14 protein-coding genes and 1 pseudogene are annotated in these 13,790 nt (G+C 56.8%); 4 read left to right on the top strand and 11 right to left on the bottom strand.

What is annotated here, in order from left to right:
* Together GVK32_RS20430 and GVK32_RS20425 are read right to left on the bottom strand one after the other, a co-directional pair.
* Positions 1 to 201: transposase (locus tag GVK32_RS20430; protein WP_159872674.1), on the bottom strand; the 201-nt coding region annotated here is incomplete at its 3' end.
* 207 nt (positions 202 to 408) lie between these two features.
* Complete coding sequence (locus tag GVK32_RS20425; protein ID WP_370461195.1) at positions 409 to 828, bottom strand: putative zinc ribbon protein; 420 nt, start codon at positions 826 to 828, stop codon at positions 409 to 411.
* Positions 829 to 881: 53 nt separating this feature from the next.
* Here GVK32_RS20425 and GVK32_RS20420 point away from each other — a divergent pair.
* Positions 882 to 1,076: pseudogene (locus GVK32_RS20420) on the top strand (DUF1176 domain-containing protein); the annotation flags it as partial.
* Between the two features lie 83 nt (positions 1,077 to 1,159).
* Here the strand turns inward: GVK32_RS20420 and GVK32_RS20415 are convergent.
* From GVK32_RS20415 to GVK32_RS20395, 5 genes are all read right to left on the bottom strand, one after another.
* Positions 1,160 to 2,167 carry a substrate-binding domain-containing protein gene (locus GVK32_RS20415; RefSeq protein ID WP_159872672.1) on the bottom strand — a complete coding sequence of 336 codons (1,008 nt, stop codon included), beginning with the start codon at positions 2,165 to 2,167 and terminating at the stop codon, positions 1,160 to 1,162.
* 31 nt (positions 2,168 to 2,198) lie between these two features.
* Positions 2,199 to 3,176: an ABC transporter permease gene (locus GVK32_RS20410; protein WP_370461196.1), complete on the bottom strand. Its 978-nt coding sequence runs from the start codon at positions 3,174 to 3,176 to the stop codon at positions 2,199 to 2,201.
* Between the two features lie 74 nt (positions 3,177 to 3,250).
* Positions 3,251 to 4,756, bottom strand: coding sequence for a sugar ABC transporter ATP-binding protein (locus GVK32_RS20405; protein WP_159872668.1), 1,506 nt, complete (start codon positions 4,754 to 4,756; stop codon positions 3,251 to 3,253).
* Positions 4,753 to 6,270 carry a xylulokinase gene (xylB, locus tag GVK32_RS20400; RefSeq protein ID WP_159872666.1) on the bottom strand — a complete coding sequence of 506 codons (1,518 nt, stop codon included), beginning with the start codon at positions 6,268 to 6,270 and terminating at the stop codon, positions 4,753 to 4,755. Before xylB ends, GVK32_RS20405 begins: the two co-directional genes overlap by 4 nt.
* Before the next feature lie 4 nt (positions 6,271 to 6,274).
* Positions 6,275 to 7,309: an NAD(P)-dependent alcohol dehydrogenase gene (locus GVK32_RS20395; protein ID WP_159872664.1), complete on the bottom strand. Its 1,035-nt coding sequence runs from the start codon at positions 7,307 to 7,309 to the stop codon at positions 6,275 to 6,277.
* 231 nt (positions 7,310 to 7,540) lie between these two features.
* On the opposite strand from GVK32_RS20395, the gene GVK32_RS20390 reads away from it, so the two are divergent.
* The 3 genes from GVK32_RS20390 (at position 7,541) to GVK32_RS20380 (ending at position 10,363) form a co-directional block, all read left to right on the top strand.
* Entirely contained in the window at positions 7,541 to 8,095 is a 555-nt protein-coding gene (locus GVK32_RS20390) for a D-lyxose/D-mannose family sugar isomerase (RefSeq protein WP_159872662.1), read from the top strand.
* Between the two features lie 71 nt (positions 8,096 to 8,166).
* Complete coding sequence (locus tag GVK32_RS20385; RefSeq protein WP_159872660.1) at positions 8,167 to 9,168, top strand: LacI family DNA-binding transcriptional regulator; 1,002 nt, start codon at positions 8,167 to 8,169, stop codon at positions 9,166 to 9,168.
* 184 nt (positions 9,169 to 9,352) lie between these two features.
* Positions 9,353 to 10,363, top strand: a complete 1,011-nt coding sequence (locus tag GVK32_RS20380) for a LacI family DNA-binding transcriptional regulator (RefSeq protein WP_200842912.1) — start codon at positions 9,353 to 9,355, stop codon at positions 10,361 to 10,363.
* Between the two features lie 109 nt (positions 10,364 to 10,472).
* Here GVK32_RS20380 and GVK32_RS20375 read toward each other — a convergent pair whose 3' ends face one another.
* From GVK32_RS20375 to GVK32_RS20360, 4 genes are read right to left on the bottom strand one after another with little or no spacing between them, the layout of a single operon-like run.
* A complete protein-coding gene (locus GVK32_RS20375; protein ID WP_159872656.1) occupies positions 10,473 to 10,907 on the bottom strand; it encodes a heme-binding protein in 435 nt (144 codons plus the stop codon).
* Positions 10,894 to 11,805: a dihydrodipicolinate synthase family protein gene (locus GVK32_RS20370; protein WP_159872654.1), complete on the bottom strand. Its 912-nt coding sequence runs from the start codon at positions 11,803 to 11,805 to the stop codon at positions 10,894 to 10,896. Before GVK32_RS20370 ends, GVK32_RS20375 begins: the two co-directional genes overlap by 14 nt.
* Complete coding sequence (locus GVK32_RS20365; RefSeq protein ID WP_159872652.1) at positions 11,799 to 12,626, bottom strand: SDR family oxidoreductase; 828 nt, start codon at positions 12,624 to 12,626, stop codon at positions 11,799 to 11,801. Before GVK32_RS20365 ends, GVK32_RS20370 begins: the two co-directional genes overlap by 7 nt.
* Positions 12,627 to 12,650: 24 nt before the next feature.
* Complete coding sequence (locus GVK32_RS20360) at positions 12,651 to 13,754, bottom strand: mandelate racemase/muconate lactonizing enzyme family protein (RefSeq protein ID WP_159872650.1); 1,104 nt, start codon at positions 13,752 to 13,754, stop codon at positions 12,651 to 12,653.
* Positions 13,755 to 13,790 lie beyond the last annotated feature (36 nt).

Raw genomic sequence — 13,790 nt, 5'->3', positions numbered from 1 at the left:
CCGGGCATCGGCTGACCATTGGTCTGTGGTTTTGTCTGCACCCGGCACCGGTATTCCCTCTGCTTTCGCCTTGTTACGCCAGTTATAGAGGGTAGCTTCTGATATCCCTTCCATCTGTGCAACTGCGGTGACGGTCATGTTGTAGGGCGGCAGTAATTTAGCCAGTGCGGCTGATTTACGTTCTGGTGAAATACGTTTCACGATCGGGTCCCATCTTGTCATTAGTATTTTCGATAGGGGTGCATCTATCCTGACAGAGGGGGATCTTGCCAGGGTATTGCTACTTCAGTGCATTATCCACATGTTAAAATCATGGCCGCTAATGTAGCGGATCATGCGGTGTTGCAGCTTGGCATCTTCCCAACAAGCAGGGCAATTCAGGTGTGATTATTCTGCCAGCAGGCTTCCTCAATGCTGTAAATACCGGTCCCGCAGGCGGTGCGGTGCAGCGTTTTTCCCCGCTGTAATGGTTAGCGACCAGACGCAGTACCAGGCCAGCGACATTACCGGGGAATCTGGGGTGTTGAAAAGACTGCGTAATGTTCTGCTGCGTATCTCCGCTTTCACTGCCGGGTCAATATGCGCATAACCCATCAACGTACTGGCAGCTACTGTCCTCTGGTCATGTTCGAACCAGGGTGAATCAGCGTGCGTGCTGGTATGGAAGATGAGTCGGCAGCCACAGGATACGCAGCTCCATACCTGCCCCGGCATGTTTGCCGCTTCACTGGTTGTCACAAAATGCCCACGGTGGTCATTGGCTAGGTAGCATTTCAGCATACGAATTCCGGCGTGCTGTTTCTCACTGGTAACGGTCTTAAAATTCATAAGACTGACTCCTTACCGCCATACGGTAATCCCACTATTCGCGTGTAGGATCATATGGCGAGGGTGAGATTTTCATGAGCCAGAAAGGGCGCGGTCTGGGGGATTGCTGGGGAATGGCAAACTGGGTCTGGGATGGCGCAACGTTCCGCAAAAGCCGCGAGTCAACAACCGGAATATGTCGGTATTTACGCCTGGGCGGTACCTGGGATCTCCCCACCAGGAGAGCCGATGTTAAACCTGGAAAGTAACGTGCTGAAATAACGAGGTAAAAATATCTCCCCCGGCATACCTATCAAGGAAAGTGCCGGAGGAGAAGAGGAGGTACAGGTTATTACTTACGCGCGTCCAGCAGCTGCTGCGCGTTGTCAGCGGTGACTACGGTCCACGGAATATAGTAGTGCTTCTGCGTACCACCATCCCATTTCAGGTCTTTAGCGTACTGCTTCCAGATTTCCGACTGCGGCTGGTAGCTCTCGCCTTTCACTGCCCGCAGGGCCACGTCGATAGAACCCTGTATTTGGCCTTTTGCATCCTGGAGGATGGAGACCATCTCCCCGTCCTGCACCGCGTGGATAGCATCGGAGACGCCGTCAACGCCCGCAATAGCAAAGTCTTTGACGTTCAGCCCAGCGCCCTTAATGGCTTCAATTGCCCCCAGCGCCATCTCATCGTTCTGGCCAATTACGCCGTTGATTTTACCGCGGTGTTTTTGCAGCCAGTTTTCCATCAGCGGCTGGGCTTCAGCGCGCGACCAGTTCGCGGTCTTCCGTTCCAGCACCGTCACCTGGCCTGCGCCACACTCCGCGATAGCCTTGTCGTTGCCTTTACCGCGCTGGATCTCGCCGCTGCCGCCTTTCGGGCCTTCGATGATCACTACGTTTACTTTATGGTTCTTACAGTCGAGTTTATCCAGCACCGCTTTGGCTTCCAGATAGCCGCCCAGTTCATCGTTAGAGACCACTTCCGAGGTCATCTCTTCGGTGTTAAGGCGGGCGTTGGTCACCACCACCGGGATTTTGGCCTCTTTGGCGTTGGTGACGATATCGATGTTGGCCTCGAAATCCATCGGGTTGACGATAATCGCATCGGCGCGGGTCTGAATTGCCGTGGCCGCCTGGTCGTTCTGCACCGAAGCATCGTAGCGCCCGTCATAGAATGTCAGTACCGCTTCGCCGCTTTTCACTGCCGGATGCTCCTTGCCGTAGCGTTCCATCAACTGCACAAACTCCGCTTTGTTACCGTACATCAGCACCGCAATTTTAACCGGCGCCGCCTGAGCGGCCGCCAGACTTCCCATCATCATGGCTGAAGCAAACAACGCTATTTTGGTCTTATTCATTATTCTCTCCTGTAGGGGTTTTGCAGGTTAATTAATCGCGCTGTTGCTTACGCGATGGGTCGAGCAGAACGGCGACCACGATCAGGGCGCCTTTAATAATTTGTTGGTAGTACGACTGCACGCCGAGCAGGTCGAGGCCGTTGTTCATCACCCCGATAATCAGCACACCGAAAAAGGTGCCGACCAGCGTTCCGACGCCGCCCGCCATACTGGTGCCGCCAATCACCACTGCGGCGATAGCGTCCAGCTCATAGCCCGCCCCGGCGTTGGTCTGCGCCGAACCGGTTCGTGCTGTGAGGATCAGCCCGGCGATACCCGCCAGCGCGCCGCACAGGGTATATACCAGTACTTTGATGCGCACGACGTTAATTCCGGAGGTACGGGCGCTTTTGGGGTTGCCGCCAACGGCGTAGACGTAGCGGCCAATAATGGTTTTATTCAGCAGCAGCCAGGCGAGGGCAAACAGCAAAATAAAGATAATCACCGGTACCGGTATGCCGCCGACGTAACCATTGCCCAGCCAGCGGAAATCGCTATTGAGCTGGGAAACCGGGTTGCCGTTGGTGGTCAGCATGGTCAAACCACGGGCGGCGGAAAGCATCCCCATGGTGACGATAAACGGCTGTAAGCGATAACGCGCTAACACCGTGCCATTAATCAGCCCGCAAACGATGCCGATACCGAGCGCCACAATTAGCGGCATGATCACCGCCGTGGCGGTATCACCGATCGCCAGCCCGCTGTTATTGGTAGCGAAACGTGCGGCGACGATCCCGCTGAGCGCCAGTACCGATCCGACCGACAGATCCACCCCGGCGGTGATAATGACGAAGGTCATGCCAATTGCCAGAATGCCGTTGATCGACACCTGACGCAGGACGATCAGCATATTTTCATTACTGAGAAAATAGTTGCTGCTCCAGGCACCCAGGGAGACCTGGTACTCGCCAATCAGCGCCACGATCAGGCACAGGACGAAAAACGCGATGATAATGCCGTACTTGTGCATACGGCGCTTATTGCGGGCGAAAAACGAAACCCCGGATGTTAAGAAGTGGGTACTGTTCATGTTTTATCTCTCTGTTAAACCGCGAGTTTCATCAGTTCGGTCTGGGTCGCATTGGCTGCCGTTAGCTCTCCGGCTAGCTGGCCGTCACGAAAGACTAAAATGCGATCGCTCATGCCGATAATTTCTGACAGTTCGGATGAGACCATGATGATCCCCTTATTTTTCAGGGCGAATTCCGACATAAAGCGGTAGATCTCTTTCTTCGCGCCGACGTCGATACCGCGCGTCGGCTCATCCAGCAGCAGCACTTCCGGGTCGAGCAGAGCCCAGCGTCCTAGCACCACCTTTTGCTGATTTCCGCCGCTGAGGTTGCCCACCGGCTGCTCGCCGTCATGGGTTTTGACGTTGAAACGTTTAATCATCTCGCTGGTGCGCGCCTGCTCCCGTTTCTCATTGATAAATCCGCCGCGGCTGATGGCGCCGAACGACGAAATATTGATGTTTTCGCTGACCGAGCGGCACAGCACCAGGCCGGTATCTTTACGATCCTCGGTGACGTAAGCGATACCACAGCCGATCGCCTCTTTCGGCGAGTGGCGGCCAAGTGTCTTTTCGCCCATCTGGATCGTGCCGCTGTCGGCGTGCTGAATGCCGAATACCAGATCGAGAAACTCGCTGCGCCCGGATCCGACCAGGCCGTAGATGCCGAGGATCTCGCCGCGCTTAAGCTGCAGGCTGATATCCTTGATCTTGTTGCGCCAGCGCAGGTTCTTCACTTCCATCATCACTTCATCACCGGGCTGGTTGAACTTGGCGAATTCGCTGTCGTACTCGCCGCCAATGATGTGCTCAATCAGCTGTTCACGAGTGATATCCGCGATGTAGCCTTCATGGATGTAGGTACCGTCGCGAAAAATGGTGTAGCTATCGGCAATCTGGAAAATTTCCGACAGGCGATGCGAGACGTAGATGATCCCTTTTCCTTTGGCCGCCAGGCGCTTGATGGTCTGGAAGATCTTCTGTACGTCCTCTTCGCCAATCGCCGAGGTTGGCTCATCCATGATGATGATGTCGGCATTGGCATGGGACAGCGCCTTGGCGATCTCCACCAGCTGCTGCTCGGCGACGCTTAGGTTGCGCATCTTCTCCGTGGCGCTGATGTTGAATTCCAGCTCCTTTAGCAGGGCGGTGGTGCGCTGATTGAGGGTGGTGAAATCGACAAAGCCAAAGCGCTTCGGCTCGCGGCCCAGCCAGATGTTCTCCGCCACGGTCAGGTCCGGAATGGCGCTCAGCTCCTGTTGCACGATGGCCACCCCGGCCTCCAGTGCTTCGCGAGGATGATGAAACTCGCGCCGCTGGCCGTTAATAAAGATGTCGCCGCCATCGGGCTGAATGAAGCCCATCAGAATACTGAGAAACGTTGATTTGCCCGCGCCGTTGCCGCCGCACAGCGCGTGAATGGAACCGCGGCGCAGACAGAATTCAGCATTTTTTAACGCTACCACCGGGCCGAAGGCTTTCCGGACACCGGTCACTTCCAGCAGATATGCGGGCTGTTGGGTATGTGGATCGCGCGTCACAGTTGTACCTCCGGGTAAGCTTGCTGCAGGCGTTGCAGATACCGTTGATAAAGTGTGTCGTACTGTTCCTGACGGCTGGCGTCCGGTCGGGTGTGGGTTGCCGGGTCCAACGAAACAAAGCGCTGGCACAGTTCGGCCAGCAGGACGCGGGCGTCCTGTTCGGGACTATCCGCCAGGCTGGTGGCCCAGATTGCCTGAATCGCTCCACCCAGGGCCGCAGCCTCTTTGACGCTTAAACAGACCACCGGACAGCCCATCACATCGGCAACAATCTGCCGCCAGCCAGCGCTGCGCGCGCCGCCGCCGGTAAGACGAATCTCGCGGGCGTTGATGCCCTGACGGCGAAACTGTTCGATACCGTAGCGCAGGCCATAGGTCGCGCTTTCCACGACCGCCATGCAAAGGTTGGCGCGGGTAAAGTTATCGCTATCGAGGTTATGCAGGCTGGCGCGAGCGTGCGGTAGTTGCGGAACCCGTTCGCCGTTGAAGAATGGCAGCATCTCAACGCCGCCCGCGCCCGGCATGGCCTGGGCCAGCAGGGTGTTGAAACCGGCGATATCCTCGTTCAGCAACGTCTGAATGGCGGTAGTGGCCGAAGTCACGTTCATGGTGCAAATCAGCGGTAGCCAGCCGTTGGTGCTGGAGCAGAACCCGGCAATCATTTCGGATTCCGCGCTGACCGGTTCGTCGGACCACGCAAACAGCGTACCGGAGGTGCCGAGGCTCATGGTGACCGTGCCCGCCGCGATATTGCCGCAGCCGATGGCCGCCATCATATTATCGCCACCGCCGGTCGAGACGCGGGTTACCGGGCTAAGGCCGAGCTTTGCTGCGGCTTCCGGGCGCAGGGTACCGATGCAGCTCTCCGCGCTTTTCAGCGGTGGCAGCGCCTGCCACAAACGGCCGCTATTATCGATAAGATCCACCGTGGCTTTGTCCCACTGGCGGGTGCGGACGTTAAGCAGGCCGGTGCCGGAGGCATCGCCGTACTCGGCGACCCGCTCACCGGTAAGCCAGAAATTCAGATAGTCATGGGGCAGCAGCACAGTGTGCAGTCGCGCCCACAGCGCCGGATGGTGGCTCTTAAACCAGAGAATTTTTGAGGCGGTGTAGCCGGTGGCAACCATCAGGCCAAGCTTCGCCAACGAACCCTTAACGCCGCCGAGCTGTTGCAACAGCATGGCGTTTTCTTCCGCGGTTTCGGTGTCGCACCACAGCTTAACGCTGTGCAACACGTTGCCTTGCTCATCCAGCGGCACAAAGCCATGCTGCTGGCCGGAAACGCCCAGCGCCTGAATCTCCAGAGGATCGACCTGCGCCTGGGCCACGGCCTGATGGAAGGCGGCAATCAAGGCCTCGATCCACCAGTCGGCTTCCTGCTCGCGACGTCCGTTAGAGTCGCTGATAAGGCGGTGAGGCGCGCTGCCCTCACCGAGGATCGCGCCCTGTTGGCTGTCGACAATCACCACTTTTGTCCCCTGCGTACCGCAGTCTATGCCAGCATAGAGCGCCATGGGATCACTCCATTTCCAGCATAATTTTGATATCGGACGCATGACCGGCTGCGGCGCGTTCGAAGGCGGCGACGCTGTCGATAAACTTATAGGTCTGACTAATCAGCGGCTGTACCTGCAGTTTGCCGCTGCTTAGCAGACGCAGAGTGCGCGGATACATGTTGGCGTAGCGGAAGATGGTTTTGAAGGTGATCTCTTTGGCCTGGGCGGCGACGATATCCATTGGCGCGGCATCGATCGGCATCCCCACCAGTACGGCGGTCGCACCCGGCGCGGCGTGTTCAGCCAGGGTGGCGATTGCCGGTTTTGCGCCACTACACTCGAAGACGATATCTGCGCCGTTACCGCTGGTCAGCTCGGCGACTTTACCCGCCAGATCGCCTGTTTTGATATTCACCGCGTGCAGACCTTCATAATTGGCGGCGACCGCCAGCTTCTCATCAAACAGATCGCAGATGATGACATCGGAACAGCCGCCCGCCAGCGCTGCCAGCGCGGTGACAACGCCAATAGGGCCTGCGCCGATCACCAGCGCGATGTCGCCGGGTTTGATCTCCGCTTTGGTGGCGGCATGCATCCCGATCGCCAGGGGTTCAACCATTGCGCCTTCGGCAAAGCTGACGTTATCCGGTAATTTAAAGGTGAATGCGCCCGGGTGAATCACGGTTTCACGCAGGCAGCCGTGGATCGGCGGGGTGGCCCAGAAGCGTACTGCCGGGTCGAGGTTGTAGATCCCTGCGCGGGTTTGCGCAGAGTTAAAATCCGGGATCCCCGGTTCCATGCAAACACGATCGCCCGTTTTAACGTGGGTGACATTTTTACCCGTTGCCAGTACCACGCCTGCTGCTTCGTGCCCGAGTACCATCGGCGCTTCAACGACAAAAGGACCAATGCGCCCGTGCTGGTAGTAATGTACGTCGCTACCGCAAATGCCAACGGAGTGAATTTTGATTTGCACATCGTTGTCGCCGAGTACTTCGTCAAAGCTGCGATCTTCGATAGCGATTTTACCGGCTTCTGCCAACACTAATGCTTTCATGTGACCTCTCTTTGCAATCATTTTAATGGTATCGGTATCATTAAGGTTCAACGATCCTGGAGTAAACATGAAGTGAAAACTGTGACAGAAGTTAAAAATATTCAAAATATGTTAATCATGATGATTACATGTAATGTACTGAAGCGATTCATATCACGGAAATGAAACCTTAATGGCGGGTTAAATGCTGACGATAGTGTTAACGATACCGTTTTTAATGCAGAGGATACGATGAATACACCGACTGATGCCGTTCAACGCACGCTTCATTTCCTACAATTAGCTGAGATCGTTTTGACGGGGGAGGAAAAGCAACATATTGAAATTGCGACATTTGGCTTACCGGATTACCCGCTTTCCGGCCTGCAGCTTCTGACGTACATCAACTCGCCGCGCTACTGCGCCAAAGAGCTGGTGCTGTTTCCACGCCAAACCTGCCCGGAGCATCTGCATCCGCCGTTCGCCGGTACGCCCGGGAAACAGGAGACCTTCCGCTGCCGTTGGGGTGAGGTGTATCTCTTTGTCGATGATCCAAACTTGACGCCGAATGACGCCAGCGGCGAGCCGATGTGCCAGGTCCCGGAAGGCAGCGAGGCGTGGTATACCTGCGATCGCTACATTCGACTGCGCCCCGGTGAGCAGTACACCATCGCGCCCAACACTCGCCACTGGTTTCAAGCCGGAGAGCATGGGGCGGTGGTATCGGAGTTTTCTTCCGAAAGCCGCGATGAACTGGATATTTTTACCGATATTCGGGTAAATCGTCTGGCAGGAGTAAAGTGTTAGCATCATGGAGTGAGTTCTGTCATGATGACATTAATGGTATAAAATGATTCATTTTGACTAAGGAGCTGCATTTGGCAGTTGGTCGTGGACGGAAGGCGACGCTGGCCAGCGTCGCTGCGCAGGCAAACGTCAGTAAAATTACTGCCTCGCGGGCTTTTTCTCAGCCGGATAAAGTGCATCCGGAAACGCTACAGCGCATTCGTGAAACGGCAGCCAGCCTCGGTTATGTGGTCAATGCTGCCGCGCGTAATCTGCGGGCGAAAACCAGCAAAACCATTGGTATCGTCAATCCGGACATGGCCAACCCGTTCTTTGGCGGCCTGACGCGGCTTATCACTCTCGAAGCGCAAAAGATGGGCTACGACACGCTGGTGTTTGATTCCTATGAATCTCAGGAGAGCGAAGATCGGATTATCGAAAAGCTGATCGGTTATAACGTTGATGCGATCATTTTATCGGTGATCTCCAATGATCATCAGTATCGCCCGTCCTATCTCAAGCGGCTGGAAACGCTCAATATACCGGTGGTGCTGGTGGACAGGGAACTGGACGATCGCCACTGTAGCGGGGTCTATATTGATAACCTCGATTGTGGTTTGCAGGCTGGGCGCTGGCTGCTGGAGCAAAAAGCACAACGCGTGGTGGTGGTCTCCGGGCCGGAAAATTCCAACGTCGCCAGAGAGAGGGTGACGGGGTTACAGGCGGCGCTGCTGGGAAAGGTTGAGTCCTGCGAAGTGCTGTATGCAGACTTCTTTATGGATATCGCCTGGCAGGAGACCAGCCGCTGGTTAGCGAATAATCCGGCACCAGATTTCTTTGTTGGCTGTAATAACCAGATTTCGTTGGGGATTATCAAAGCCTGTCTTGAGCATCAATTAGATCTTAAGCAGCAGGTCTCTTTATTCAGCATTGATGAAGTTTCCCACGCCGGGATCTACGGCTTCCACTTCCCTTGTGTTTCTCACGATCTGCAGGAGATCGCCTGGCAGGCGCTGAATCTGGCGATTCGCCGGGTGACCGACCCGGAGAGCAAACCGGGTAAAGTGGTTGTGCGTGGCAAAATGCTGCCGTAATTAGCTTTCGCAGGCCGTTGATCGGCGCAAATACCAGCACAATATTGTCCTCAACTCGCCATGTTGACGCAGATAAATGCGTCAGCAGACCGACGCCTTGTTCAAAATAACAGCCCATCTAATGTATTGCTAACTCGAATTAGTTTATGATTAAGCAGTTCTGTTCGTTATGGAAAATGATGTTATGGCCAAAACTGTTGAGCAAGTCGCCAGAGCGCTGGAAATCTCGATTACTACCGTGCGGCTGGTGCTGGGTGGCAAAGCTGAGCAGTATCGCATCAGCGCCAAAACGCAGCAGCGTATTAATGATTATATCGCTGAGAACGGGCTGGTCGTTAACCACATCGCCCGCAGCCTGAAGCTCAATAAAACCGAGACCTTAGGGTTGGTGATCCCGCGCCTGTCGAACCTGTTTTTCTCCACCCTGGCGGAAAAGCTGGAAGCCTGCTGCCGTCAGGCAGGGTATCAACTAATGATCGCCTCTACCTACAGCGACAGCGAGCATGAAAACAGCCTGGTCGAAGGGCTGCTGGCGCGCAATGTCGATGGGCTCTTTGTGGTGCCTTCTACCCGGGAAACGCAGCTGCATCATCAGAAGGTGGCGCGCAAGCGGCCGCTGGTGCTGCTCGACCGTGATTTTGGCGAGAGCGATGTGTCGCTGGTGGTGAGTGATAACTACAACGGCAGTAAAAAGCTGGTGCAGGCAATGACTCAGGCGGTAGATGTCTCGCCGATTTTTTTTATCGCCGGGGATACCCAGCAACCGTCGATCCAGCGCCGTTTGCAGGGCTATCTGAGCGAGCTGCCCGCCGGAAAAGAGTGGATTTTGTCGGCCAGCCATAACCGTCAGGAAGAGGGGAGGCAGCTGATGCTCGATTTTCTATGCCAGCATCGGGAGCCGCCGAAGGCGTTTATCGCCTCATCGCTGCCGATTCTGGAGGGGACGCTAAGCGCGTTGCGGGAAACTTATGGTTTTATTCCATCAGATATCCCGATTGGGACCTTCGATGAACATCAGATGTTAGGTTTCCTGCCGAATGCGGTGTGGTCGATGCGTCAGGACGAGGACGCCTGGGCGCAGCATGCGTTTCATCTGATGCAGCAGAAGCTGCAGGGCGAGAATGCCGACGTGAAGATCACGGTGCCGATGACGCTGATTCATCGCCCTTTGTCGGTGGAGAAGCAGCGGAGTTAAGTGGAAACGGAAAAGACCCTCTCCCTGGAAGGGAGAGGGGGAAAAGAGCGTCGGAGCGGGCATATGACGCGTAGCCCGGACAGGTGCGCAGCACCGCCTCCGGGAACGATTACGCAATCAGCCGCTGAACAAACCGCGCCGCCAGCTCGGCGTCCAGCGCCGGCGGCAGGCCACTGATTCCGACGCCGCCAATGGCCAGCCCTTCGACGATCACCGGCTCGCCGCCCGGCATTGCCAGCAGCTGCGGGTCATTAAATACCGCCAGCCGCAGGGTACCGGCGCTGACCTCTTGCGCCAGCGTTGCTGTCGGACGGCGAAAGCGCAGGGCGCTCCAGGCCTTGCGCTGCGCCAGCTGGCGCGGCAGCGGCGGGCAGCGCGCGTGCGCGCCAAAGGCGATGAGCTCGGCCTCCGGCCCGACAACCGCCACCGCCAGCCCCCGGGTACGCAAATCGCTTTCCGTTTCCTGTAAAAACCGCGCGACCTGCTGACACACGACGCTATCGTTCAGACGGACCTGGGGGCAGAGCGCGTCATTGTCCGGCATCGGCGATATACCCCCGTAAGCGCACATGAAGTTCGTCCAACTCCCCTTTTTGCGCCGCCGTCAGCGCCACAAACGGCTCGCGGGTTGGTCCTGTATCGACGGTCTCTTTACCGGCAAGATACTTCGCCGACTGGAACACGCCGCGCGCCACCAGGTTTTCCACCACCTCGTTAATCTGCTGCTGTAAGCGCTGCGCCCGGGCGATATCGCCCTGCTTAAACGCGCTGCGCAGAGCGAGAAACAGCTCCGGCTGGAGGTTGACCGTGGTGCCGACTGTGGCCGTCGCACCTGCCGCGAGGCTGGAAAGGAAGATCTCATCGAAACCGTTAAAGAACACTTTGTCCGGATAGCGGGCGATCATCCGCTCCAGCGAGTATAGGTTATGCGAAGTGTGCTTCACCCCCAGCACCTGCTCGTCGCCGAGCAGCGCTTCGGCGGTCTGATGGTCAAGCTCGACGCCGGTAAACTGCGGAATATTATACAAAATCACCGGAATCGAAATGGCGTCCAGTACTCGACGGTAGTAGGTGATAATCTCCTCGCGGCTGTATTTGTAGTAGTAGGGCGGTACCAACGATACTGCGCTGGCCCCGTCCTGCTCGGCGCTTTTTGCCAGCTCGACGGCATCCCGGGTACGCGGCGTTCCGACGTGGGAAATTACCGGCACTTTGCCTTCCGCCGCCTGTACCAGCGTTGCCAGCACCTGCCTGCGCTCATCGAAACGCAGTAACGGCCCCTCTCCGGAGGAGCCGCAGCAGTAAAAGCCTTCAACCCCGCGGGCCAGCTGGGCACGGGCGAGGGTGTCCAGCGCCGCATAGTTTACCGACTCGTCGGCATGCATCGGCGTCACCACGGCGGAGATAATGCCGCGAAAAACCTGCCATTTATCGTTTACCATGCGGTCCAGCCTCCATCCACGACGACGTTGGAGCCGGTCATATAGACCGACGCGTCGGAGAGCAGGAACACCACCGCACCGTTGTACTCATGTGGTTTTGCCATCCGTCCAATCGGAATGCGGTTGGTGTAGTTTTTCTGAAAACGCGGATCCTGGTCGCTACGCTCAACGCCGGAAAGGGTCAGGGTATTGACGCGAATGCCGTCGCGGCCCCAGTAGGTGGCGCAGTAGCGGGTAAAGTTATACAGCCCGGACTTTGCCGCTGAATAGGCCACCGGCTTGACGAACGGAATACCGGTATCCTCTTTTTTATAGCTATAGATATCCTGCACCGGGGAGACCACGCCGTAGATCGATCCGACGTTGATAATCGAGCCGCCTTTGCCGGCCTGCTTCATGCGCTTGCCAACCTGCTGAGTCATCAGGAAGGTGCCGACCAGGTTCACTTCCACCACTTCGCGGAATACCTCTTCCGGGAACTCCTCAAACGGGCCGGAAACTTCCGGCGGCGCGCTGGGCTGGGTATCAACCCCCGCATTGTTCACCAGGCCATCCGGCACGCCCCATTTTGTTTCGATGCTATCAAGAACCCGGTTAATGCTGGCTTTGTCGATAATATTCACTTCCGCGCACAGTAGGCGGTCGGAGTCCTTTATCGCCCCCAGCACGCGATCGATACGTGCGGCATCGACACGGGTGGCTAGCGCCGCCACCTTTGCGCCGCGCTCATGTAAGGTCTTCACGTACTGCGCCCCCAGCTGTCCAAGGCCGCCGGTCACGATGATGACCTTGTCTTTAACTGAGAATAACGTGTCTTCCATTGTCCTTTCCCCATCACTGAGTGGTTAGATTTTGTGTGTTGCGAGATAGTCACGATCGAGAATGATGCCGTGGCCCGGTCGTTCGCTCGGCACGTAGTAGCCGTCCACCTCTTCGCCCGCCTCGGCGATAATGCGCAGATCCTTCCAGCGCCCACCGTCGGTCATTTCGGCGTATGAGATATTCGGTACCGTTGCCAGCAGGCTGGCGCTGAGCTCCATGACAAAATGCGGCGTCATCGGCAGGTTGTGCGCACGGGCGACGGCGGCGATATCCAGATAACCAGTGATCCCGCCGACGCGTCCGAGATCCGCCTGGATGTAATCCGCACAGCCGCTCTCGATGTATTGCGTGAACTGGTTTAAGTTATAGACGTTTTCGCCCAGCGCGATAGGTGTAGTGCTGCGTTCGCGAAGCTTGAGATGGCCGGTGATATCGTCGGAGGGCAGAGGCTCTTCAATCCATAACAAGTTGAGCGGCTCGAACAGCTTGAACGCGCGCAGCGCCTGCGGGAAATTCCAGCCCTGGTTGGCGTCAACCGCCAGCGGAAAGCCCGGCACCGCTTCCTGAATTTTGCGCAGACGCTCTACGTCTTCTTCCAGCGTCGGTTTGCCGACTTTCACTTTCGCCGCCAGGTAGCCGGTGCTTTTCCAGCGTTTGACCTGGTCGATCACTTCTTCGATAGACAGATGCAAGTTGATGCCGCTGCCGTACAGCGGAACGCGATCGCGCACGCGGCCAATAATGTCGATGATTGGCGTGTTAAGAGTTTTGCCCAACAGATCCCAGTAGGCGATATCCAGCGCCGCCAGAGCATGGGTGGTGACGCCCGCGCCGCCGACGTCGTGAATATGTTTATACGAACGATGCCACAGGCCGCGCGGCGAGAGTGGCTGGCCGATCACGTCCGGGATAATCTCATCAATCAGCGCGGAGATAGTTTTTCCGCACCAGCCGGAAGTGTGGCTAAAACCGGTACCGACGTGGCCGTTTGAACCGTAGACATCAACAATCGCCACTTCGATATCGGTGACGTGGTGAATCTGATCCCCCCATGGGCCTTCCGGTAGCGGGACGCGGGCGGTCATCAGTTCGATATTTTCAATCACGGGCATTTTTGTGCTGTTCATCTGATTCCTTCCTTTATGTGTTCAGCGGGGGCCGCC

Source organism: Klebsiella sp. 18074 (assembly GCF_902705905.1).
GTDB lineage: Bacteria > Pseudomonadota > Gammaproteobacteria > Enterobacterales > Enterobacteriaceae > Klebsiella > Klebsiella terrigena.
This window is presented reverse-complemented; position numbering and strand designations above follow the sequence as displayed.